The sequence below is a fragment of the Streptomyces sp. LN549 genome (assembly GCF_043203805.1).
Lineage (GTDB): Bacteria > Actinomycetota > Actinomycetes > Streptomycetales > Streptomycetaceae > Streptomyces.
This window is the reverse complement of record NZ_JAZHRI010000002.1, coordinates 409,056-431,307: the sequence shown is the minus strand read 5'-3', so window position 1 is coordinate 431,307 and position 22,252 is coordinate 409,056. Positions and strand designations below refer to the sequence as shown.

17 protein-coding genes and 2 pseudogenes are annotated in these 22,252 nt (G+C 70.1%); 11 read left to right on the top strand and 8 right to left on the bottom strand.

From position 1 onward, the window contains the following. The first annotated feature begins 108 nt into the window (after nucleotides 1-108). The 7 genes from SH922_RS02035 to SH922_RS02005 all read left to right on the top strand — a co-directional run bounded on the left by SH922_RS02035 (nucleotide 109) and on the right by SH922_RS02005 (nucleotide 7,742). Complete coding sequence (locus SH922_RS02035; protein ID WP_393053904.1) at nucleotides 109-1,668, top strand: long-chain fatty acid--CoA ligase; 1,560 nt, start codon at nucleotides 109-111, stop codon at nucleotides 1,666-1,668. A gap of 24 nt (nucleotides 1,669-1,692) precedes the next feature. Continuing rightward, on the top strand, nucleotides 1,693-2,910 hold the full coding sequence (locus tag SH922_RS02030; RefSeq protein ID WP_393053901.1) for an acyl-CoA dehydrogenase family protein: 1,218 nt from the start codon (nucleotides 1,693-1,695) through the stop codon (nucleotides 2,908-2,910). 104 nt (nucleotides 2,911-3,014) lie between these two features. Next, complete coding sequence (locus SH922_RS02025) at nucleotides 3,015-4,445, top strand: MFS transporter (protein ID WP_393053898.1); 1,431 nt, start codon at nucleotides 3,015-3,017, stop codon at nucleotides 4,443-4,445. After that, on the top strand, nucleotides 4,442-5,797 hold the full coding sequence (locus tag SH922_RS02020) for a PhoPQ-activated protein PqaA family protein (RefSeq protein WP_393053895.1): 1,356 nt from the start codon (nucleotides 4,442-4,444) through the stop codon (nucleotides 5,795-5,797). The genes SH922_RS02025 and SH922_RS02020 overlap by 4 nt, the downstream gene beginning before the upstream one ends. Nucleotides 5,798-6,296: 499 nt before the next feature. Continuing rightward, nucleotides 6,297-6,584 (top strand): hypothetical protein, encoded by a 288-nt coding sequence (locus SH922_RS02015; RefSeq protein WP_393053892.1) that lies wholly within the window; start codon nucleotides 6,297-6,299, stop codon nucleotides 6,582-6,584. Between the two features lie 332 nt (nucleotides 6,585-6,916). Continuing rightward, nucleotides 6,917-7,105: a hypothetical protein gene (locus SH922_RS02010; protein ID WP_393053889.1), complete on the top strand. Its 189-nt coding sequence runs from the start codon at nucleotides 6,917-6,919 to the stop codon at nucleotides 7,103-7,105. A 196-nt stretch (nucleotides 7,106-7,301) separates the two neighbouring features. Next, complete coding sequence (locus SH922_RS02005; RefSeq protein ID WP_393053886.1) at nucleotides 7,302-7,742, top strand: hypothetical protein; 441 nt, start codon at nucleotides 7,302-7,304, stop codon at nucleotides 7,740-7,742. A 90-nt stretch (nucleotides 7,743-7,832) separates the two neighbouring features. Here the strand turns inward: SH922_RS02005 and SH922_RS02000 are convergent. Further along, nucleotides 7,833-8,763 (bottom strand): annotated as a pseudogene (locus tag SH922_RS02000) (IS5 family transposase). Nucleotides 8,764-9,614: 851 nt separating this feature from the next. Between SH922_RS02000 and SH922_RS01995 the strand changes: the two are divergent. Beyond that, the gene (locus tag SH922_RS01995; protein ID WP_393053883.1) at nucleotides 9,615-9,986 is read left to right on the top strand and encodes a hypothetical protein; all 372 of its coding nucleotides are present in this window, start codon (nucleotides 9,615-9,617) and stop codon (nucleotides 9,984-9,986) included. On the opposite strand, the gene SH922_RS01990 is transcribed toward SH922_RS01995, so the two are convergent. Both SH922_RS01990 and SH922_RS01985 read right to left on the bottom strand, forming a co-directional pair. Next, the gene (locus tag SH922_RS01990; protein ID WP_393053880.1) at nucleotides 9,919-10,833 is read right to left on the bottom strand and encodes a LysR family transcriptional regulator; all 915 of its coding nucleotides are present in this window, start codon (nucleotides 10,831-10,833) and stop codon (nucleotides 9,919-9,921) included. The two genes, SH922_RS01995 and SH922_RS01990, sit on opposite strands and share 68 nt — an antisense overlap. A gap of 92 nt (nucleotides 10,834-10,925) precedes the next feature. Beyond that, on the bottom strand, nucleotides 10,926-11,432 hold the full coding sequence (locus tag SH922_RS01985) for a hypothetical protein (RefSeq protein WP_393063832.1): 507 nt from the start codon (nucleotides 11,430-11,432) through the stop codon (nucleotides 10,926-10,928). Nucleotides 11,433-11,653: 221 nt separating this feature from the next. On the opposite strand from SH922_RS01985, the pseudogene SH922_RS01980 reads away from it, so the two are divergent. The 3 genes and pseudogenes from SH922_RS01980 to SH922_RS01970 form a co-directional block, all read left to right on the top strand. Further along, a pseudogene (locus SH922_RS01980) lies at nucleotides 11,654-12,139 on the top strand (oxygenase MpaB family protein); the annotation flags it as partial. Nucleotides 12,140-12,165: 26 nt separating this feature from the next. Continuing rightward, nucleotides 12,166-14,409 carry a tetratricopeptide repeat protein gene (locus SH922_RS01975; protein ID WP_393053877.1) on the top strand — a complete coding sequence of 748 codons (2,244 nt, stop codon included), beginning with the start codon at nucleotides 12,166-12,168 and terminating at the stop codon, nucleotides 14,407-14,409. Nucleotides 14,410-14,464: 55 nt separating this feature from the next. Then, nucleotides 14,465-16,009 carry a phytoene desaturase family protein gene (locus SH922_RS01970; RefSeq protein ID WP_393053874.1) on the top strand — a complete coding sequence of 515 codons (1,545 nt, stop codon included), beginning with the start codon at nucleotides 14,465-14,467 and terminating at the stop codon, nucleotides 16,007-16,009. 10 nt (nucleotides 16,010-16,019) lie between these two features. On the opposite strand, the gene SH922_RS01965 is transcribed toward SH922_RS01970, so the two are convergent. From SH922_RS01965 to SH922_RS01945, 5 genes are read right to left on the bottom strand one after another with little or no spacing between them, the layout of a single operon-like run. Continuing rightward, complete coding sequence (locus tag SH922_RS01965; protein WP_393053871.1) at nucleotides 16,020-16,994, bottom strand: acetylxylan esterase; 975 nt, start codon at nucleotides 16,992-16,994, stop codon at nucleotides 16,020-16,022. 4 nt (nucleotides 16,995-16,998) lie between these two features. Beyond that, nucleotides 16,999-19,413 carry a polysaccharide lyase 8 family protein gene (locus SH922_RS01960; RefSeq protein WP_393053868.1) on the bottom strand — a complete coding sequence of 805 codons (2,415 nt, stop codon included), beginning with the start codon at nucleotides 19,411-19,413 and terminating at the stop codon, nucleotides 16,999-17,001. Nucleotides 19,414-19,423: 10 nt separating this feature from the next. Continuing rightward, nucleotides 19,424-20,575, bottom strand: a complete 1,152-nt coding sequence (locus tag SH922_RS01955; RefSeq protein ID WP_393053865.1) for an SGNH/GDSL hydrolase family protein — start codon at nucleotides 20,573-20,575, stop codon at nucleotides 19,424-19,426. Continuing rightward, nucleotides 20,572-21,651: a DUF1565 domain-containing protein gene (locus SH922_RS01950; protein WP_393053862.1), complete on the bottom strand. Its 1,080-nt coding sequence runs from the start codon at nucleotides 21,649-21,651 to the stop codon at nucleotides 20,572-20,574. Before SH922_RS01950 ends, SH922_RS01955 begins: the two co-directional genes overlap by 4 nt. Continuing rightward, the gene (locus tag SH922_RS01945) at nucleotides 21,648-22,250 is read right to left on the bottom strand and encodes a hypothetical protein (RefSeq protein ID WP_393053859.1); all 603 of its coding nucleotides are present in this window, start codon (nucleotides 22,248-22,250) and stop codon (nucleotides 21,648-21,650) included. Before SH922_RS01945 ends, SH922_RS01950 begins: the two co-directional genes overlap by 4 nt. Nucleotides 22,251-22,252: the final 2 nt, after the last annotated feature.

Sequence of the window (22,252 nt, the reverse complement as noted above, 5' to 3'; positions counted from 1 at the left end):
ATTGACACTCGGACAGTTTCTGGACACGCTGTCCAGCATTGGCCACCAAGGCAAATAACTGCCAGGCCGAATGAGTGCACCGAGTGCAGAGAGGGATGTGATTCGCCAGTGAATCTGGGCAGCTATCTCAGCCGCAGCAGCACCTTCTGGCCCGACCATGAGGCTCTGGTCTGCGAAGAACAGCGATGGACCTACCGGGAGTTGGAGGACTCCACCAACCGGCTCGCGTCCGCCCTGCTCATGCGTGGCGTTCTGCCGGGGCAGGCCGTCGCGACCTTCGCGGGTAACTCCGGGCAGCTCGTCGAGACGGAGATGGCCCTGTGCAAGGGCGGCTTCCTGCGCGTGCCGGTCAACTCGCGCCTCGCCGCCGAGGAAGTCGAGCACATCCTCGGCTACGCCTCCGTACGCGTCCTGTTCACCGATAGCGCGCACGCCGAGACCGCTCGTCGTGCCGTCGCCCGCGCCGGCGCCGACTGCCTGGTCGTCGACTACGACAACGCCGTCGAAGGTGTCACGCACTACAGCGCCCTGCTGGCCGAGGGCGCGGCCTCCGAGCCCGTCGCCGTCGACGTGAGCGAGGACGATCCCGCCGTACTGAACTTCACCTCGGGCTCCACCGGCAAGCTCAAGGCCGCCGTGCAGACCCAGGGCAACCGGCTCGCCAACATGCGCAAGCTCCTGATGACCCCGGGCGGCGGTCCCTCCACGGCCGAGCGTTATCTCGCCGCCGGCCCCATCACGCACGCCACCGGCATGGGGCTGCTCGCGTCCCTGTCGCGTGGCTCGACCGTCGTCGTACTGCCCAGGTGGGACGCGGAGCTGTTCCTGCGCAACATCGAGGCCGAACGGATCACGACGACCTTCCTCGTGCCCACCATGCTGAACATGGTCCTGGCCCACCCGAACCTCGCCGGGCACGACCTGTCGTCCCTCGCCTCCGTGCGCGTCGGGGGCGCACCGGTGTCACCGCAGCGGCTGCGTCAGGCGGTCAAGGCGTTCGGGCCAGTCCTCATGCAGGGGTACGGACTCGGGGAGACGACCAGCGGCATCACCGTGCTGACCCCCGAGGACGTGGCGGCAGGTGTCACCACCGACCCCGACCTGCTGATGTCGTGCGGGCGTCCCGTCTTCGACACGGAGGTGCGGGTCGTCGACGACAGCGGCAAGCCCGTACCGGCCGGGAGCCATGGCGAGATCGTCGCGCGCGGACCGGACTGCGTGCGCGCGTACTGGAAAGAGCCGGAGCTGTCCGCCGAGACCTTCCGCGACGGCTGGGTACACACCGGCGACATCGGCTATCTGCGCGAAGACGGCTACCTGTTCATCGTCGACCGCAAGAAGGACATGATCATTTCCGGCGGTTTCAACATCTACTGCAGCGAGGTCGAGGCCACGCTCTACGAGCACCCGGCCGTAGCCGAGGCATGCGTGGTGGGTGTGCCGGACGAGGAGTGGGGCGAGGCCGTCAAGGCGGTCGTCGTACGGCGCGAGGGCGCGGCGCTGTCCGAGGGCGAACTCATCGAGTTCTGCGTCGAGCGACTGGCCCGTATCAAGAAGCCCAAGTCGGTCGACTTCGTGGACTCTCTCCCCGTCAACCGCAACGGCAAGACCGACCGCCGCGCCGTACGCGACCGCTACTGGTCCGGCAGCGCCCGCAACGTCCACTGACCCATCGACGGAGCCCGATCACTCATGCCTTTCTCCCTGACCCCCGCCTACGACGGCAATCCCCGCCTGGCCGATCTCGTCGGCCGTCTGCGCGAATACCTCGACGGTGAACTCGCCGCCTACGAATCCGACATGGGCCTGACCCACGAGTCCCTCTACACCCGCTCGGTGCTCGAACCCGTCTGGAAGCGCAGCCGCGAGCTCGGCTTCTACGGCATCCATCTGCCGCCGGAACATGGCGGCCAGGGTCTGACCTTCACCGAACTCGCCGCTCTCAAGGAGGAGGTGGGCGCCTCCGGGCGAGTGCTTCAGCACAGCGTGCTCGGCGATATGGGCGGGCCGCTCCGGGCCGGATCCATCCTCCAGTACGCCACCGACGAGCAGTTGGCGAAGTACCTGCTGCCGGTCATCCGCGGTGAGCGAGCCTGCTGCTTCTCGCTCACCGAGACCGACGCGGGCTCCGACGTACGCGCCATGCGCACCACCGCCACCCCGGACGGCGAGGGCTGGCGCATCACCGGCCACAAGGTGTTCTCCTCCGCGGGGCCCTTCGCCGACTTCTCCGTCCTCATCGCGCGCATGGCCGAGCCGGAGGCCGAGGACGGCACCCCGCCGGTCAAGCCGAGGTTCTCCGCGTTCCTCGTCGACCTCGACGCGCCCGGCGTCACCGTCGAAGCGGGCGAGACCCCGATGTCCGGCGAGCACATCGAGAGCGACATCATCCTCGACGACTGCTACGTCGGCCCCGGACAACTCCTCGGCAACGTCGGCGACGGCCTGCGCATCGGTTTGGGCCGCGTCACCACCAACCGCCTCCTGCACTGCCCGACCGCCCTCGGCGGCGCCCGCCGTGCCCTCGCCCTCAGCGTCGACTTCGCCCGGACCCGGCAGGTCTTCGGTGCCCCGCTCGGCGCCCTGCAGTCCATCCAGCACAAGCTCGCCGACATGGCCACCGCCTATTACGCGGCGCGCTCCATGACGTACGACGCGCTGGCCGCCCTGGATGCCGGCGCCGAACCGCGCACAGAGGCGTTCATGTGCAAGCTGCAGGTCGCCGAGAGCGCCTTCCGGATCGCGGACGAGGCCGTACAGATCCACGGCAAGGCCGGACTCGTCCGCGGCTCCGAAGTCGAGCTTCTGTTCCGGCAGTTGCGGATGTTCCGGATCCTCACCGGGTCCTCCGAGATCCAGCGGAACGCCATCGCGGGCTCGCTGCTTCTCGGCGACCGGCCACGTGGCTGACTTCCTGTCTCCCGACCGGCCCGGCTCCTGTACGTGAAAGGCCCGATCCACCCAGCTCCGTCCTCACACCACCCCGCCCCCGCCGCACCGGAGGTCAGCACACCGTGGACAGTGTCGTCCCCACCCTGAGCGTGGGAGACCGGCTCGACCGGCTCCCCCTCACCTCGTTCCACCGCAGACTCGTCATCGCGCTGGCCGGAATGATCCTCTTCGAGTGGATCGAAACCCACTCCTTCGCATTCGCCGCACCCATTCTGCGCGAACAGTGGGACCTGCCGATCTCCGGGCTCGCGGCAGTCGTCGCGGTCAGCTCACTCGGAGCGTTCACCGGCGGCGTCCTGGGCGGCTGGCTGGCCGACCGGGCCGGGCGACGGCGTACGCTCCTCGCCTTCGCCGTCGTCTACTGCCTGGCCGCCCTGTCGGCCACCCTGGTGCAGTCGCCGGAACAGCTCCTGGTGGCACGCACCGCAGTGCAGTTCGGCGCGCAGGGCACAGCTGTCGTCGCCATCGTCGTCCTCTCCGAGTTCGTGCCCGCAACCGCCCGCGGACGTATGCAGACCTACAAGGTGGCTCTCGGGTCACTCGGCATCCCGATCGCCGCCTGGTCGGGGTATTTGCTGCTGCCCCAATGGAGCTGGGGATGGCGTCTACTGTTCGGTCTTGGAGCGCTCGGGGCCGTCTTCGCCGTGCTCGTGTGGCGGTGGGTGCCGGAGAGCCCGCGCTGGCTGGCCGCTCAAGGACAGACGGAGCGCGCCCATGAGATCGTCTGCTCCATCGAACGCGCCTGTGGGGTGACACCGTCCGGCCCGGCGCCCTCACTGCCCCCGGACGGAGCCCTATCCGCTGCCGGAGCGAGGCCCCGCGTCCGCGCGGTCAGCCTGATCACCGGGGCGTACCGGCGCAGGTTCCTCGTCGTGACGACCCTGTGGACCACCGGACTTCTCGCGTATTCCTCCTTCAACACCTGGACCCCCACCCTCCTCAAGGACAACGGCCTCACACTCGACGACACTCTGCTGCTGTCCGCCGTCCTCGCCACGGCGGCCCCCATCGGTGCGCTCATAGCCGCACCGCTCATCGACCGCTGGGACCGGCGCACGACCCAGCTGGTCGTCGGCGCCCTGTGCGCGACTGTGCTGCTGCTGTTCAGCGTGGCACGATCCCACGCGACGATCCTCGTCTTCGGATTCGCCGTCAGCATGCTGTTCCAGATGGCCGTGCCCTTCATGCAGGTCTACTCCGCCGAGGTGTTCCCCACCCGGATCCGCGCCGTCGGGTCCGGCACCGCCAACGCGCTCTCCCGGATCGTCAACTTCGCAAGCCCCGTTCTGGTGACCGCCGTCTACGGAGGTTTCGGCTACACGGCTGTCTTCGTTCTCCTGGCCGCCCTGGCCGCCACGGGTGGATGTGCCGTGTACCTCTTCGGGCCGCGCTCCACGGGCGTCAGCCTGGAGGACGCCGCCTCCGGCGGGAACACGACACCAGCTCCGGCCACACGCACTACTCGTCCCGACACCCCGATGGAGAACGTATGACCGCCTCGGCAGCCAGTGCCGACGCCTGGAAGCACGTCGGCCCCGCCGGCCTCTTCGACCTCGGCGAGCTGTACGACACCGAGAGTCTCGACGTGGTGATCGAGAAGGACACGGTCGAGGAGAGCACGGCCCGGCCCGGCGCCCGCGTACGGAAAATCGTTCTCACCTTCACCAGCCAGCGGTGGCACGGCATGACCTGGCGTCACCCCGTCCACGTCTACGCCCCCGCCCACACCCTTGAGTACCCGCCGGCCCACGGGATCGCGGGCATCATCGGCACCGAGGCCGACTTCTGGAACGATCCCGGCCACGAGCGCCGCGTCATCCCCGAGACGGGCCGGGAGACGGAGAAGGAGTACGCGGAAGGTGTCGCCGTCGATCTCGGCATTCCGGTCATGATCTTCGCGACGCCTCCCGAACTCCCCATCGACATGAACGAGTCGGACCTCAACGGCTACAGCAACCGAAAGTTCTTCGAGACGGGCGACTTCACCTGGTACGGCTACTACCCCGTCGCCACTTCCTATCTGCGCGCCATCACCCTCCTGACGACCCTCCCGGGACTCGGCGTCCGCAAAGCCGTGCTGTTCGGCCACTCCAAACGCGGCATCGGCTCGAGCATCGCAACAGGCGTGGACCCCGACCGCCTCGCCGGCATCGTGACGACGGGCACCAACGGGATGAACATGCTGGAGGCCACCGCCCGCAAGGTCGGCCAACTCGGCATGGACGTCGCAGGCCCCCCGATGCGCAGGGAGGGCCTCGGATTCCTCTCCGCCGAAACGCAGTTGAGCATGTTCAACACGCCGCTCGGCTTCGAGGCGCTCAAGCGATTCGACCCGTACTTCTGGCGCGACTCAATCACGACACCATGGCTCGTCGTCAACGGCACGAACGATCCGTTCTTCGCCGTGGACGTCGCACAGAGCATGCGGCACGCGAAGGGACCGACCACACTCCTCGCCGTCGACAACCTCACCCACACCTGGACCTCGCAGAAGATCCTCGCTGCCTGGCGCATGTGGCTGGACCACCTCGCCCACGGGCAGCCCCTCCCCACCTTCGACGACGTGAAGGTCGACCGGTCTCCCGAGCACCTCACCGTGACCACCCGCACAGACATCCCGATCACGGCGGCGCACCTCGCCGCCGCAGGCGTCCCCGGCACGGACTGGCGCCACGCCAAGTGGACCCTGACCGCCATGGCACCGACAGCCGACGGGACATACCGCGCCGACGTCCCCTTCCCTGCGGACACGAGCATGGCCTGGTACGTGGAGCTGCGGCACGGAACCCCGTCGGACCCCGGGTTCGTCACCTCAGCGGTCAAGGTCGAAGGGCCTGGGGCCTGACGTGCCGGCGCTTTCGTTGAGCTGAGGTGGCGATGTGCGTCAGGCTGCGGGGGTGAGGGTGACGTCGTGCATCCTGAGACGGACCCGCCCCCGGGGTGGCCCGGGTTGCCTGCATCCTCCGCCTTGAGCGAAAGGCATGCAGGGCCTTGTGATGCGACATCGCAGGACCCGAGTTGATCCCGGCCCCGTTGCCGAGCGCCGTCGCTCCGGGGACAGTGCTCCGCATCGGCAGACGCAGTGCTGCCTGAAGCACCCATGGACCCCTTCGCATGCCACGCTCTGCCCAGAGAAGCCCGAGCCTTCCGAAGGCCGTTGCCTTACGCGAAGTGGCTCGCACCGGCCGGCGCGCCAATGTCGCGCTTGTTCATACTCAGCTGGATGAGGTTGGGGTACCTGGAGGGTCGCAGGAGGCGGCCACACGACCGACGAACCCTCAATTTCGCGGCCCGCCCCGCCCCGCACCGTTGCCTGCCGGCTGGGCGGCTGGGACTGTGGTCGCATGGTCGATACTCACTCGCGCGGGTACCTGCTTGCCGCACGCCGGATGGTCTGGTGCGGCATCCTGCTCTTCGTGCTCGGTTTGGTTGGCGTCGCTGGTTCGCAGAGCGACGGGGCGATGTCGTGGGAGTGCGAATCGACTTGCCGACGCGTGGAGAGCGGGCTGTGGAACACCGTTGAGATGGCTGGCGCACTGAGTGCCGGGACAGGGGTGGTGCTGCTGGTCGCAGCGTTCCTCATGGTCATGCTTCGTCGGCCTCGCTCCGAATCGGAGAGCGATGGACGATGAGTGGCGCTGCTGCCTGATGCGGCACTACATCACCGCATGGCGGAGCCTCGGACCTCCTGGTCCGGGGCTTTCGTCGCGGGTACCGCGCGTGCGATCCATCCGCGGCCGGGTCGATCGGCCTGGTCGTGGGCACTGCACCGAGCAGCCGGCACAGGTCATCCAACGCCTGCTGGCCTTCCTGCTGGGTCGTGCCGTGCACCGTGTACCTCGCGCCCATGGGGGCATTCTGCCGGTGGAGCAGGGGAGGTGGGGGGTGAACTCCCGTATGGGCTCTAGCGGTCCGGCCCGAGCCGGGGCTACGCTCGTTCCCCAACTCAGGGGGGTGGGGCAGCATGGCGAAGAAGAAGCCAAAGAAGCCCAAGGGCTGGTGGGTGGAACAGCGCATCCAAAATGCCGAGTTGGCAAAGCGAAGGACTGCCGAGCAGGCGCGCTGGCACAGGGTCTACGGGCGGGTCGATGAGACGCCGCCACGCCAGTCGTCGAACTCGGTGTACTCCACGTCGAGCGGGGCTTACCGGTGAGCGAACCCGGCCCCGTCTGACGCGCGATGAAGCCCCCGCACCGCTCTGGTGCGGGGGCTTCATCGTGGGCGCCGCAGCAGCCATTTGGCAGTGGACCCGAGTAAGCGGCAGGCCTCTAGGCCCTGTCCTGGCGATCATCCGGTAAGGCGCCTCGGTGATATTTTGACCGGAATCGTGGGAAGGGGCGGGCGAATCCGTGGACAGTGACCTGCGGCGTGCGGTGGTCGTGACGCTTGGCGAACTCGGGCGAAGCGATGACTGGCGTGACCGGGCGGATGCCGGTCACAGCCTGGCAGGGTTCGCCGAGATGCCGGAGGCCGTAGAGCTACTGCTGGGCCTTGTGCTCGACCGTGGTGACACCTTTGTCACCCGGCGGACCGCAGAGGGCTTGCTTCGACGAAAGGACAGGGTCGGACTGACGATAGTCGCGTCCGCACTGGCAGTCGCCAACGACAACCACGCCGATTACCTCCACACCGCGATCGTCGATGTCTTCAGCATCTTCTCGGACGATCTGGACGAGGCGCTACGGATCTGCGACGAGATGTCGGGCGACACCGACGATCGTGTTGCCCAGGGGGCCCGTCGGTTGCATGCGAGCCTGGCAGAGATCGATCCCGTTCTTCGCCCCGCGTAGCGGCGGTTCGATCGCTGTTGTGAGGTGCAGACCCTCGACTACGGCAGCGCGGCACATTGCCGGATCAGTGACACGGAGCATTCCCGTCGATCATGTGCGGAGCCAGATCGTGAGAGTTGCCGCAGTGGCGGTGCCGAGGTAGACGTAATGGCGCCTGTCGTAGCGGGTGGCTACCGCCCGGTGTTGCTTCAACCGGTTGATAGCCCGTTCGACGGTGTATCGCTTCGTGTACCGCTCCTCATCGAAGCCAGGTGGCCTCCCGCCGTGTGAGCCTTTGCGCAGGCGGGCGGCCTGGCTGTCGGTCTTCTCCGGGATCGTGTGCCGGATGCCCCGGTGTCGCAGGTGCTCGTGGCACGGTCCGTTGCTGTATGCCTTGTCGGCGGCGACGCTGTCCGGCTTCTTGCGGGGCCCTGCCCGGCCCGGACCTCGGGACGCGGATCTTCTCCAGCACCGGTTTGAACTGCGTGCAGTCCGCCCGCTGGCCGGGTGTGACGATCAAGGAAAGTGGGCGGCAGCGGCCGTCCGCGCTCAAGTGGATTTTTTGTGGTGAAGCCGCCGCGCGAGCGGCCAAGGCCTCTCCTCCCGCACCACCTCCACCAGGCGGCCTTGCAGGCTCTGCCACGGCGTCTCGGCCTGGTGTTCTGGCCTTTCGGCCCCCTTTGAGCCGGGCGCCGGCGGCGGGTCGGTGCGGGCGCCCGCCGCATGCTGATGCGCACGAACGATGGTTGAGTCGACTGAGATGTCCCAGTCGATCTCACCTGCTGCGTCGGCTGCGGCCTACCTGCTGGAGCAGACACTCCCACGTCCCGTCGGCCGACCACAGCCGGTGGCGTTCATAGACGGTCTTCCAGGGCGCGAACCGTTCGGGCAGGTCACGCCACTGCACGCCGGTCCGCACTCGGTGCAGAATCCCGTCGATCACCTGCCGGTGGTCCCGCCACCTGCCACAACGACCGTTACTGACCGGCAGGAACGGCCGCAACCGTTCCCACTCGGCATCCGTGAGATCACCCCGCCCCATGTCCACATCAACGACACGGGCGCGGAGTAGTCACATGATCGACCGGACAGGTCCTGGACGCGCGGATAGTCCTGGTGTTCGACGTAGGGCGCGGCAAGGAGACGGAGCTGAAACTCGGCGTTCTTGTTCCGTCGCACCGAAGATTGAGCATTCTCAACGATTCCTCATGTCGTTTGTCAAGCCGTCGACACCTTGGGCCGGTGGTTGCGGCGACGAGTAGGACACCACTCCTGCTGCACCATGCGGCCTCGCCAGGTCGGGACGTCGTTGATTCGCTCTATGGGTTGAACGCGTTCAAATCTTGTGGGAGCATCATGCTCACTCGGGAGGGCGAGGATGGTGAGCAAGACGGCATGTCAGGGAGGGACGACTGTGGGGGGCTCCACTGGGCTCGTCTCAGCGTCCATGTTGTGGGCGACGGTGATTACTGTCAGCCCTTGGCTGCCATGGACCGCGGGCATCGTGGATCTGACCGGCGTTACTGTCATTCTGAGCATGCTGGTCTGCGGCTTTGTGCCCTCCTTGTTGTTGGGAGGGCTCCTGGGGCGTGCTCGCGCCTGCTGGGCGCTGGCTACGTGTGCCGCCTTGGGCCCGTTCCTTTGGATTCTCGACTTCACGGTCCTCAGCGATCCAGATGTCCATTCATCCGACGCGGTGGCAATCGCATTCGCGGGCGCTTTGGCCCTGGGGCTCGTTAGTGTCCCTCTCCTGGGGGGTGCGATTGCGGGTCGGTGGTGCGCCAGCCGTCGCCATGCAGCTCGATGAAGTGGGGGCGGCACCTCCGCACACGGTTCACGGTCGTCGAATGCGGGCTACGGCGCGACGTCGTCTACGGCGATCACAAGGAGCTCGTGGATGAGTTCCGGGCGCGGGCCAAGGCGCAGAACTTCACTCCGCAGGTCGTCCAGAACATGGCCGACGAGAACATCGTGCTGCGCAAAGCCCTGACGAAGATCAAGGCGGATCTCGCAGCGGAGCGAGAACGGGTTCACGCCCTGGTACGCGCCGCCACCGAGCTGTCCCTGGAGTTGGAGCAGACCCGCGAAGAACTCGCAGCGGGTCTGCAGGTCACCAGGCTTCCGGGACCGAGAGGAACTGGACGAACTCCCGGCGGGAGCTCGGCACATTCCGCGCTGCTGTTGTCAGTCGAACTGCTCAACCGTGCTTTGCAGCGGCAGCGCCTCCACGCTGCCACATTTCATAGTTCCCACATTCTGCCGTGATCTCGGCCGCCGTCTGAGCCGCGGTGAAGAAGTCGTCGACCAGCGGCGAGATGCGCGATGTCGGCACCGCGAGGCACACCTGGTCGGGCGCCAGATCCGGGATGGGCACATAGATGACGTCCGGATGTGAGTAGAACACGGTCGCCGAACGGGCCAGGAATGAGATGCCCCGGCCGGCCGCGACATGCTCGAGCGTTTCGTCCACCCCGCGCGCCAGGTACCCGGCGTTGGGGTGCGGGTGCCTGGTGGGCTGCGTGCTCGTGTCGGCATGCCAGACCAGCGGCTCGCCAGCCAGGTCGGCCTCGGTGACTTCATCCTTGCCGGCCAGTCGGTGGCCGACGGGCAGCACCGCCACCCGTGGCTCGGTGTAGAGCGGGGCGACGCGCAGGCCGGCCTCGTCGATGGGCAGCCTCACATAGCCGATGTCGATGCGACCGTCGAGCAGCATCGGGGCCTGGTCGTCCCATTCGATCCGTTGCACGTCCACCAGAACGTCCGGGTGCTGGGTGGCGAAAAGTTGTACCGCCGGGGCGACCGCGATGCCTGCCCGGAAGCCGACCATGAGCCGCCGGCTGCCCCGCGCGGCCACGGTCACCCGGCGGCGGGCCGCGTGCGCGGAGGCCAGCAGCGGGCCGGCGTCGGTCAGCAGCTGCCTGCCGGCGTCGGTCAGCGCCACGCCGTGGCTGTCCCTTGTCAGCAGCGGGGTGCCGAGATCCTTTTCCAGCGCGCGGATCTGCCGGCTGAGTACTGGCTGCGCGATGTGCAGCTCATCGGCGGCGCGGCCGAAGTGGAGCTTGTCGGCGACGGCGACGAAGTAGCGCAACGTCGCACCCACCACGTCGGCCACCAGGTCCACCGTCGACTGGCGGCCGATGACCTCCTAGGGGGCCAGACGCGCCGCCTCCAGGAGGGACTCGGCGGCACCCTCTTTGCGGCGTGTCAAGAGCAGACTGCGTGCCATCGTGATGAGGCGCTGGGCAGCCGCTCCTTCGACAGCCCGCCGATCGCCTCAACGCCCAGAGGTTCCCCGGCTTCGAGGGCGGACCAGCCGTCCTCGAAGCGGGCCAGCACGTCCACCCGGTGCAGGACGACGTTCGTGGGCCCGAACTTGGTGTGGTCCTCGTCCAGATCAGCGCCCTGACGGTCAGCCACCTCTGCGGCCTCATCCACGTGCTCGACCGCCTCCCGCACCGCCGCCGTCGACCGCTCCAGCGTGGCGGCGGCGATCGCTGCGTTCAGGTCGAGCATGCCGAGCGTCGACAGCCCGAGCGAACCAGACGCCTCCAGGTCGGAGGACAGTCGGCGTGCAGCCCCTATGGCGAAGTCCACGGCCGCCTGCGGCTGCTGCTGGTAGCTGAGCGACTTCGCGACCCGGCGGGATGCCGCCCCTATCGCCACCGCATCCCCCGACCGCTCAGCTGCGGCAAGGGCACGGTCGGCAGCCACGGCGGCTTGGACCGCGGTCGAAGGCCCGTATTTGTGGAGGAACGAGGCGGCCAGCTGTAGCACCCGGGACAGCAGCTCATACGCCTCGCCAGAGTCCGCGCTCCCCCTGCTGGCGGCTTGCTGGGACTTCACGATCAGGGAGGGCAGGTCACGGCCCAGCGCACCGTAGTGGCAGGCCTGGAACGCCTCGCAGCAGTACGTCAGCCGGTGCCGCAGGTCAGCAGGCCGACCGGTACGTCGACGAACACCGCAACAGCGCCCGTCTCGTCGGCCTCGACCCGGCCGGCGTACCGGCGACGGCCGCCCAGCTGGCCGCGTACTTCGCGCGCGTGCGGCCGCAACTCGCCTGCTCCTGGGAGGCGCTGGACGTCGACGACTTCCTGCGCAGGCCGCCGGTCCACCCCCTGCTGCTGCCGGCCCGCGCCGTGCTGTGGCGACGCGTCGCGACAATGGCCTACCAGTCGCCGCCCCCGTTCGCCCACGAGCTGTACGGCAGACCGGTGCCGCCGGCGGCCACCGTCGACCGTCGCCTGCGCACCACCGGAACCGTCCTGCGCACCATTCCGTCGAAGCTGCGCTGGCAACTCCCGCCCGGTCACATCGTGAACGCGATGGCGCGACTCGGACCCGGTAGCCGCCCCACCCCGTACAAACTGAAGAGGCAGGCAGCCATACTGGACGGGCCGGGGAGGGCGCAGCAACAGTAGGCGGAATGACGGGGGCGACAGCAGGAATGGCGGAAACCAGGCTGATCCAGAGCCGGTACCGACTGCTCGATCTGATCGGGCGCGGCGGCATGGGCGAGGTGTGGCGTGCCCGCGACGAATCCCTCGGCCGGCAGGTCGCCGTCAAATGCCTCAAGCCGATGGGCCCGCAGCACGACCAGGACTTCACCCGCATCCTGCGCGAACGCTTCCGCCGGGAGGCCCGGGTCGCCGCCGCCCTCCAGCACCGGGGCGTCACCGTCGTCCACGACTTCGGCGAACACGAAGGCGTGCTCTACCTGGTGATGGAACTGCTGGACGGGCGCAACCTCAGCCAGCTCCTGGAGGACAACAAGCAGCACCCGCTGCCCGTCGACGACGTCGTCGACATCGCCGAACAGGTCGCCGACGCCCTCGGCTACACCCATCAGCAGGGGATCATCCACCGCGACCTCAAGCCCGCCAACATCATGCGGCTCGCCGACGGGACGGTGAAGATCTGCGACTTCGGCATCGCCAGGCTCGGCCACGACATCTCGGTCACCTCCCGCCTCACCGGTGTCGGCATCGCCATGGGCACCCCGCACTACATGTCGCCGGAGCAGATCAGCGGCGGCCAGGTCGACCACCGCAGCGACCTCTACTCGCTGGGCTGCGTGCTGTACGAGATCGCCACCGGGGCCCCGCCGTTCGACCTCGACGACGCCTGGGGCGTGCTCGTCGGCCACCGCGACACCCCGCCCGAACCCCTGCGGACCCACCGGGCGGAACTGCCCGGGTTCTTCGACCGCGTCGTCCTGGATCTGCTGGCCAAGGCCCCGGACCAGCGGCCGGCCGACGCGAGCGACCTGCGCCGCCGCATCGCCGTCGGCCGCACCGGCGAACAGCCGCACCTGGAACCCACCGGCCGGGTGCTCCTCGCGCCGCCCGTCCCGGTCGCGCTTCCCGGCGCACCGGCCGCCCCCGCACCGCACCTGCCGGCCTGGACCCACGGCATGACCACCGGGCACAAGGCGACCGGCAGCGCGACCGTCCCGCCGTACTCGTTCGACCATTCGGCGGGTCTGACCGGCGCATGGACCACCGGCATCAGCGGGCCGCCCGGGGCCGAGCGGCCCACCCCGGACCCGGAGATCCTCTCGGCACTCGCCAACCGCCACAGCGCCGGCCTCAACCTCGGCCGGCTCGGCCACTGGGACGAGGCCGCCGAGGTCCACCGCGCGGTCGCCGCCGAACGCGAGAGCGCCCTCGGCCCCGACCACCCCGACACGCTCTCCAGCCGGTACGAGGTGGGGTTCACCCTCAGCCGCACCGGACACGCGGCGGACGCCCTGCGGGAGTTCAGCCGCGTGGCCCGGGGCCGCGAACGCATCCTGGGGCCCGACCACCCGGAGACCCTCGCAGCCCGCCAGGAGATGGGTTACGTACTGGGCCAGCTCGGCCGTCACTTCGAGGCACACCAGCTGTATGCCGCCGTCCTCGCCTCCCGGGAACGCTCCATGGGGTCCGACCACCCCGACACCCTGCGCTGCCGCCACAACCTGGCGTTCAACCTGAGCAGGCTCGGCCGGCTGGAGGAGTCGTACGCCATGGCCCGGGACGTGGCGACGGCGCGCGCCCGGCTCCTCGGCGCCGCTCACCCCGACACCCTCGTCACCCGCTACGAGGTCGGCTACACCCTGGGCCGGCTCGGCCGCTGGACGGAGGCCCTGCAGACCTACCGGGAAGTCGTCCAGGCCCGGTCGCAGGCACTGGGCGCCGACCACCCCGACACCCTCGCGGCCCGCTACGAGGTGGGGATCAGCCTCGGCAGGCTGGGCCGCAGCGCCGAGGCCCTGGAGCTCTACCGCGGGCTCGTCGAGGACCGGACCAGGGTCAGTGGCCCCGCCGACCCCGAGACCCTTCGAGCCCGCCACGGGCTGGGCGTCAACCTGGGCAGGCTGGCCCGCTGGGAGGAGGCGCTGGCCGAATCCCGCGAGGTGTGCGCGCACCGCGAACGCACCCTGGGAGCCGACCATCCCGACACCCTGGTGAGCCGCCGTGAGGTCGCCGTCGGCCTCGGCTGGCTGGGGCGGTGGGCCGATGCCCTCGCCGTCTACCGGCGGGTCGCCGAGGCACGGACCCGGATCCTCGGGGCCGACCACCCCGACACCCTCGCCGGCCGCAACGACGAGGCGCACTGCCTCGAACAGCTCGGCCGCGGCCCGGAGGCCGTCGATCTCTATCGGCAGGTGGCGGCGCTGCGGCAGCAACGCGGCATCCCGCTGCACTGAGCGACGCCCCGGCGGGAGCTCTGGTCCGGACCGCTCGTCCGTGTTACCAAGGGGCATGCCCGTACGAGACAGCTATGACGCAGTGATCGTGGGCGGCGGCCACAACGGCCTGGTCGCCGCCGCCTACCTCGCCCGCGCCGGACAGTCCGTCCTGGTCCTGGAACGGCTGGCCACCACCGGCGGAGCGGCAGTCTCGACCCGCCCCTTCGCCGGGGTCGACGCACGGCTGTCGCGCTACTCCTACCTGGTGTCACTGCTCCCTCCGAAGATCGTCCGCGATCTCGGCCTGGACTTCGCCGTACGCAAGCGGACGGTCTCCTCGTACACCCCCGCCGTCCGCGACGGACACGCCACCGGACTGCTCGTCAGCGGCGACCGCACCCGTGACTCCTTCGCCGCGCTCACCGGATCGGACCGGGAGTACGAGGCGTGGCAGCGGTTCTACGGACTCACCGGGCAGGTAGCCGAGCGGGTCTTCCCCACGCTCACCGAGCCGCTGCCCACCCGTGACGCACTGCGGGAGCGGATCGGCGACGCGGACGCCTGGCGGATGCTGTTCGAGGAGCCCATCGGCGTCGCCGTCGAGGAGAACTTCGCCGACGACCTCGTCCGCGGCGTCGTGCTCACCGACGCCCTGATCGGCACGTTCGCGGACGCGCACGATCCCTCACTGCTCCAGAACCGCTGTTTCCTCTACCACGTGATCGGCGGCGGCACCGGTGACTGGGACGTCCCGGTCGGCGGCATGGGCGCGCTCACCGACGCCCTCGCCGGGGCCGCGCTCGCCGCCGGTGCGCAGATCCGGACCGGGCACGAGGCCGTCCGCATCGACACCGACGGGACGCACGCCGAGGTGACGGTACGGACGGACAGCGCAGAGACGGCCGTCGGCGCACGCCGCGTCCTGGTCAATGCCTCGCCCGAGGCGCTCGCCGCCCTCCTCGGTGACGAGCCGCCCGTATCCGCCGAAGGGGCCCAGCTGAAGGTGAACATGCTGCTCACCCGGCTGCCCCGGCTCAGGGACCGGTCCGTGGACCCGCGCGAGGCGTTCGCCGGGACCTTCCACATCGCCGAGGGGTACGGGCAACTGGCCGACGCCTACCGGGACGCGGCCGCGGGGCGGCTGCCCGCCGCGCCGCCCTCCGAGATCTACTGCCACTCCCTGACCGACCCCTCGATCCTCGGCGCGGATCTCGCGGCCCGTGGCTACCAGACCCTGACCCTGTTCGGCCTGCACACCCCGGCCCGCCTGTTCGCCGCGGACAACGACGCCGCCCGCGCCACCCTGCTCAAGGCCACGCTCGCCGAGCTCGACGCCCACCTGGAGGAGCCGCTCGCCGGCTGCCTGGCGCTCGACGAGAACGGCGCGCCGTGCATCGAGGCGAAGACGCCGCTCGACCTCGAACGGGACCTGCGGCTGCCCGGCGGCCACATCTTCCACCGGGACCTCGCCTTCCCGTACGCCACACCGGAGACCGGCCGGTGGGGCGTGGAGACCGCGCACGCCAACGTCCTGCTCTGCGGGGCGGGCGCGGTGCGCGGCGGAGGTGTGAGCGGGGTCCCCGGCCACAACGCCGCGATGGCGGCGCTGGGCCGGTGACCGGCACCCGCTACCGACCGAGCACGCCCCGCAGCGCGGCGATCTTGCGCGGCAGGTCGTACTCCGCGCCGCCCTCGTGCCCGTTGTACGTGAAGACCTCGATCTGCGCCGGACCGGCGTAGCGGTGGTAGGCGGCGAACACGGTGGAGGACGGGCAGACCTTGTCCATCAGTCCCACCGAGAACCACGCGGGAGCCGTCGCCCGCGCCGCGAAGTTGACGCCGTCGAAGTAGGACAGGGTCTCCATCGCCTCGTCGATCCGGAATCGGTGTCCGGACAGCCAGCGGGCGATCTCCGCGTAGGGCCCCGCGTCCGTGATCTGCGAGGCACGCCGGTAGTGGCAGAGGAACGGCACATCGGCGACGACCGCCGCGACGTCGTCCCGCAGCCCCGCCGCGGCGAGCGCGAGGCCGCCGCCCTGGCTGCCGCCGAGCACCGCGACCCGCGAGGCGTCCACCGCGTCATGGGCCTTCGCCGCGTCGACGGCCCGCACCGCGTCCGTGATCAGCCGGCGGTAGTAGTGCCGGTACGGGTCCTCGATGCCCCGGGTGAGGAAGCCGGGGGAGGAGGAGCCGTTTCCGTCGGGGCCGATGTCCACGGTGTCGGCGGTGTTCTTGCCGCCGCCGCCCTGCCCGCGGTTGTCCATCACCAGATGGGCGTAGCCCAGAGCGCTCCAGGTGAGCCAGGAGTAGGGGATGCCGCGGCCGCCGTTGTACCCGATGTACTGCACGACGGCGGGCAGCGGACCCGAGCGTTCCCGGGGGAGCATCAGCCACGCCTTCACCGGCTGGCCGCCCCAGCCGCGGAACGTCACGTCGAACACGTCGACGGTGGCGAATCCGGCGTCGTACGGGACGAACTCGGCGTCCAGGCCGTGGCGGGTGCTCTCGGTGAGCGTCTTCTCCCAGAAGGCATCGAAGTCGGCCGGCTCCTCCGGCTCCGGCCGGTAGTCGCGCAGCCGTTCCAGGGGCATGTCGAACAGCAAGGGTCTAGCTCCTCTTCAGGGTGAGGTTGAGGGTTGCACCGTGGTGTTCAGCGGTGTCGGCGGTGATCCTGATCCCGGTGCCGGTCGGGGCCACCGTGATGCCCGGGTCGGCGGAGACGACGCTCAGATTGCGACGGGCCAGGTCCAGCACGACGGAGGACCGCAGCTGGGTCGGGTCGGACAACGAGACGGTGACCGTCTTCCCTTCCGGCCGGACCAGGACCGAGGCCGGTCCGTCCGCGGTGAGTTCCTGCGCTGTTCCGGCGGTCCAGAAGTTCGCGGCGAGCAGCCCGTCCGCGCAGCGGCGTACCGCGTGCACGGCGGTGGTGTCCGCGACGAGCTCCACCGGAGGCGCGGACGACCACTGCTTCGTACGCTCGGCAGAGGCCATCGGTGCCTGCAGCCAGAAGTAGCCCGCCCCCTCCGGCGTCGTCCCGTGGTCCTGCCACAGCGTCAGATACGGGCGGGTGACGGAGGTGTCCGTGCCGTACTTGAGGTTGATCTCGCGCCAGGTCGCCGTCCGGTCCTCGCGCAGACCGTGCAGGGTCACGGCCTCGGGGAAGACGTAGCCGCCGGTTCCGGCGACATGCAGCCATCGCACCCTGTCCAGCGTCGCCGACCAGCCGGTGTCCGCGGGGGCGGCCTGTCCGTTGACGAGCAGCGCCGCCGCGGGGTCCCGCAGCTTCCGGTTCTCCACGATCGTCTCGGCCCTACCCGCGTCGGCGCTGATCCCGGAGCCGACGCAGGCGATGACGTCGTCCAGGCAGAACCAGCTCTTGAGGCCCTGCAGCGAGCTGCCGAACGCCCGCAGTTCCATGCCGTACGCGCCGAGCGTCGTCCCCGGCAGCGCGGCGCCGCCCGCCCAGTCGGTGGTGCTGGTGGTGCGCTGCCCCGCCGCGTCGGCGGGCCGGCCCGCGAGGACGGTGGTGCCGGGCAGCCGGGTGGGGTCGACCGTGGGCCAGTAGTCCTCGCTGTAGTGGCCGAGGTCGTTCGTGTAGAGGAGGACCATGCCGTCGGAGAGGTGCCAGGCGTGCAGGTTCTCGTTCTGGATCGACTCGTAGTTGTAGATCCGGGACGAGTACGCGGAGATGCCCAGGGCGAACGAGGGCCGGTGGTGGGCCGCCTTGTCCATCCGGGGGTGCTGCTTGTGGGCGACCAGCGGGCCGCGGGCCGGCACCGGTGACGCGATGACGTTCCGGGCCGCGACGAGGGAGGCGAGGTCGGTGACGGCGAGGAAGTCCCGGTAGGTGTCCTCGGCGATCCACTGCTTGACCAGGGAGGTGAACCGGTCGGCGGTCTCCCCGGGGAAGCTCGGGATCAGCCGCACCACCGCCTCGATGACCGTCTGCGCCGAGACGTGGCCCTGCTTGCTCGGCCGGGCGATCTCGCGCCCGCAGACCGACGCCATCACATCGCCGCGTGCCAGCAGCGGGTCGAAGCCCTCGTCGACCCAGAGCCGTACGTTGTCGAGGTCGGGATCGGTCACCGTCCACGCCGTACCCGCGAGCAGGTTCAGGAGCCGGGAGAGGTTGTTCAACAGCTCCTTGCCGTAGCCGCCGTTGTACGGGTGCTTGTAGTGCTGGAGGAACGAACCGTCGGAGTAGAAGCCCTCGCCCGTGCCCTCGGCCGCCGCGCTCGCGTCGTTGAAGGCGAGGACGCTGTTGGCGCCCGAACCCTCGACGTCCGAAAGAGCGTCACGCACCCGGACGAGGTCGTCGCCGCTGTCGCGGAGCACCGCGTTCACGGCGACGACGGTGGAGATCCACACCCGGTTGGCGCCGGTCGCGATCTGCCGGTCGGCCCGCCAGAGGTTCGGGTCGGGGGTGTAGCTGCGGACGGCCTCGTTGATCCGGCCGAGCCGCTCCGTACCGAGCGCGTCGTACAGCAGCACGGTCGCGTCGTTGAGCGCGAGCGCGGAGCCGATCTCCCAGTCCCAGTCGTTGTCGAACCGGGTGTGCCCGGGCCCGTACCGGTTCGTGAGCATCCAGTCGATGCCCGCCAGGAGCAGGTCGCGCAGCGCGGTGTCGCCGTACTGGACGGTGCCGGGGACGGCCCACGCGGTCGCGACCGTGGCGAGCCGCTTGAACGACGTCGTGACGTGGTTGGAGAGCGTGGTGCTGGTCAGGTCGGGGAAGAGCCCGTCGGTACGGGACGGGTCCAGGCCCTTCGCGGACGTCGTCGCGGCCTTGCCGATCCTCGCCACGGCCGCGGCGATCTGCGGGTCCGTGAGGTCGAGGCCGGGGCCGCCGGTGAGCAGGGTGTGCCACCGGGTACGCAGGGAGGCGGCGTCGTCGACCGGGTCCGCGGCGTGCGCGGTGCCTGCCGTGAGCGTGAGGGGCAGGGCGGCGGTCGCGCCGAGCGCTGCCGCACCGGCGAGCACGGTGCGGCGGGTGGTGCCCCTGGTGGTGCCTGGGTTCATGGTGCGGCCCTCACAGAAGGTGTCGGCGGTCGACGGCCGCGGCGAGCGCCGCATGGCCGGAAGGGTTGGGGTGGAGCCCGTCGCCGCTGTCGTACGCGGGCAGCATCCGCTCCGGGTGGTCCGGATCGCGCAGGGCGGCGTCGAAGTCGACGACGGTGTCGAAGACCCGGCCGGTCCGCACGGCCGCGTTGATCCGCTGCCGTACCGTCTCCAGCTCGGGCGTCCAGCGGGTCCAGCCGCCGAACGGCGCGATGGTCGCGCCGACCACGCGCAGTCCGGCGTCACGGGCGCGCAGCACCAGCTGCCGGTAGCCGGCCAGGACGAGCGCCGGGTCGGTCTGGCTGGGCGGCTGCTGGAGGTCGTTGACCCCGAGGTGGATCAGGACGGTCCGCAGCCCGGGCAGGGACAGCACATCGCGGTCGAAGCGGGCCTGTCCGCCCGGCCCGAACCGGGCGTCGTCGAGCAGCACCCGGTTGCCGCTGATCCCGAGATCGGCGACCGCCGCGCCGGGCAGTCGCCTGGCCAGCTGGTCGGGCCAGCGCAGATCGGAGTCGTCGGGTGTCCCGACGCCCTCCGCGATGGAGTCGCCAAGCACCGCGATCACCGGCCCGTGCGCGCCCGTCACCTCGACGCCCGTCAGCAGGAACACCGAGGCGGTGCGCTCCCCGTCGACGTCGTGCGAGGCATGGGTGTTGCGGTGGAAGGACAACGGTCCGGTGGGGCCCGGCAGTTCGGTGCGGACCGTCAGCAGGGAGGCTTCGGCGGCCCGCAGACCCGCGAGCGCGTCACTGGTCAGCGAGGCGCCCGCGGCGATCCAGGCCCGCCGCTTCCCGCCGAACGTCACGGGCCTGCCGCCCGCGGTCACCGGGCCGACCAGGACCGGCACCGTGCCGAAGGCGTGCCCGTAGCGCAGCCGGACCTGTCCGCCGGCCGACAGGCGTACGTGCGCGGTGAACGTGCCCTGCGTCAGCCCGGCGCTCGCCACCGTGTCGGTGGGCGTCGGCGCGGTCTGCGCGGTCGCCCACGACGCCGTCCAGCGCGAGCGGCGCGCACCGGTGCCCGGTCCTGCGGCGGCCTGCGCGCCGGGGGCCGCCGCCACGACCGCTGCCAGCCCGGCCGCCGCCGTCAGTACCCCGCGTCTCGCGGGTCCCTGCCCGCTCACTGGGGGCACGCACCGGTCGGGGCGTACTCGCCGCCGTAGGTTCCCACGGCGTCGCCGCCGGTGTTCCCGCTCATCGTGTTGGTGCAGACGGGGCCCTGCGGGGTGCGCATGAACTTGATGCCGCCGCCGGCGTTCCCGGTGATCGTGTTGCCGTAGACGCTGGTGTCGATGCCGTCGGTCTCGGTGTCGCCACCGAGCCGGATGCCCGCACCGACGTTGTCGTGGATGGTGTTGTAGCGGAAGATGTTGCCGCTGCCGCGCGCGTCGAGCCCGCCGGAGCTGGAGTCCTTCTGCTGGCTGCAGTCGTTGTACTCGACGTAGTTGTTGGTCGAGTTCTCCTTCACGTCGACGCACTCGTTGCCGCGGGTGGCGATCGTGTTGTGGTGGATGCGGTTGTTCCTGCTGATGTCGGGAGCCGCGTCCGGGGCGCCGTTCGCACCCTGCTGCTCGGGTGCGGTGCCGAGGTAGATGCCCTCGCCGTTCTTGCCCCCGCCGCCGAACTTGAAGTCGGCGACACCGCAGTCGCTGATGGTGTTGCCGGAGATGTCGGCGCCGGTCACCAGATAGCGCACCCGCAGACATTCGTCGGCGGCGTTCTTCAGTGTCATGCCGGTGATGCGCAGACCACCCACACCGTTACCGGGAGTTGTGCTCATGACATATACGAGCTTGAGGCGGTACCCCGCCACATCGGTGGACGACCCGTGCAGCCCGTCGACGGTGAAGCCGTTCAGCGTCGTCGAGTCGTGCTGCACCTGAATGATCCGGGCGTCGCCCGCCCCCTTCACCACGGCGTTCGCCGGGCCGGTGATCGTGACGCCGGCGCGCTTGGTCACGACATCCTGCTTGTACGTACCCGCGGCGAGGTTGACCACCGCACCCGTCGGCGCCAGATCGACCGCCTTCTGGATCGTGGCGAGCGGGGAGCCGGCCGACGTACCGGAGTTGCTGTCGCTGCCGGTCGGCGACACGTAGTAGGCGGTGGCGGCGGCAGCGGCCACCGACGGCGGGGGGAAGGCGAGCGGGGCGCCGACGGCGAGCGCGGCGACGAGAGTGGTGCGCAGTGCGTGGCTCATGGGGTGTGCCTCCTGGGATCAGCGAAGGACAGAGCGAGCAGTACGGGAATGCTCGGGCCGAGAAGCAGTGGCCCCAGCGGTACGACGAGGGAGAGGAGCACGGAGGAGACCACCGCGCCGAGCAGGGCGGTGCCCCGGGCGGCCGAACCGAAGCCGAGCGCCAGCGCGCCCCGGGTCCAGGTACGGACGGTGCCGTCCGGCGCCCGGCCGGCCTCGGCCGCGAGCGCCACATGGTGGATGACCAGGGCGGCCGCGATGCCCACCTGGGCCGCCAGCAGCACGAAGGTCCACGGCTCCGAACGGCCCAGCAGATGAACGATGTTGGCGGCCAGCACGCCCCCGGCCGCCGTCGAGACGAGCGAGTGCCGCCACAGGGCCCGCCAGTACTGCGGGAAGGCCCTGAACGTGTGGACGACGCACCGGCTGTCCCCCTCGGCCCTCCAGCGCTGGAGCCCGTGCGCCATCGCGGCGAGCGCGGGAAGCCAGGTCACCACCCCCAGCGACAGCACGGCGCACGCGGCCCCGGCGGCGGCCGGGTAGGCCACGAACTCCAGCCGCCGCAGCAGCGTCGGCCAGCCGGACGAGAGAGTTGCCTGCATGA

Bases quoted from the DNA above. Each gene is read 5' to 3' on its own strand.
- SH922_RS01950 (WP_393053862.1), bottom strand. From the start codon at position 21,651: ATGAGCCACGCACTGCGCACCACTCTCGTCGCCGCGCTCGCCGTCGGC.
- SH922_RS01970 (WP_393053874.1), top strand. From the start codon at position 14,465: ATGCCCGTACGAGACAGCTATGACGCAGTGATCGTGGGCGGCGGCCAC.
- SH922_RS02020 (WP_393053895.1), top strand. From the start codon at position 4,442: ATGACCGCCTCGGCAGCCAGTGCCGACGCCTGGAAGCACGTCGGCCCC.
- SH922_RS01960 (WP_393053868.1), bottom strand. From the start codon at position 19,413: ATGAACCCAGGCACCACCAGGGGCACCACCCGCCGCACCGTGCTCGCC.
- SH922_RS02010 (WP_393053889.1), top strand. From the start codon at position 6,917: ATGGCGAAGAAGAAGCCAAAGAAGCCCAAGGGCTGGTGGGTGGAACAG.
- SH922_RS02015 (WP_393053892.1), top strand. From the start codon at position 6,297: ATGGTCGATACTCACTCGCGCGGGTACCTGCTTGCCGCACGCCGGATG.
- SH922_RS01945 (WP_393053859.1), bottom strand. From the start codon at position 22,250: ATGCAGGCAACTCTCTCGTCCGGCTGGCCGACGCTGCTGCGGCGGCTG.
- SH922_RS01975 (WP_393053877.1), top strand. From the start codon at position 12,166: ATGGCGGAAACCAGGCTGATCCAGAGCCGGTACCGACTGCTCGATCTG.
- SH922_RS02030 (WP_393053901.1), top strand. From the start codon at position 1,693: ATGCCTTTCTCCCTGACCCCCGCCTACGACGGCAATCCCCGCCTGGCC.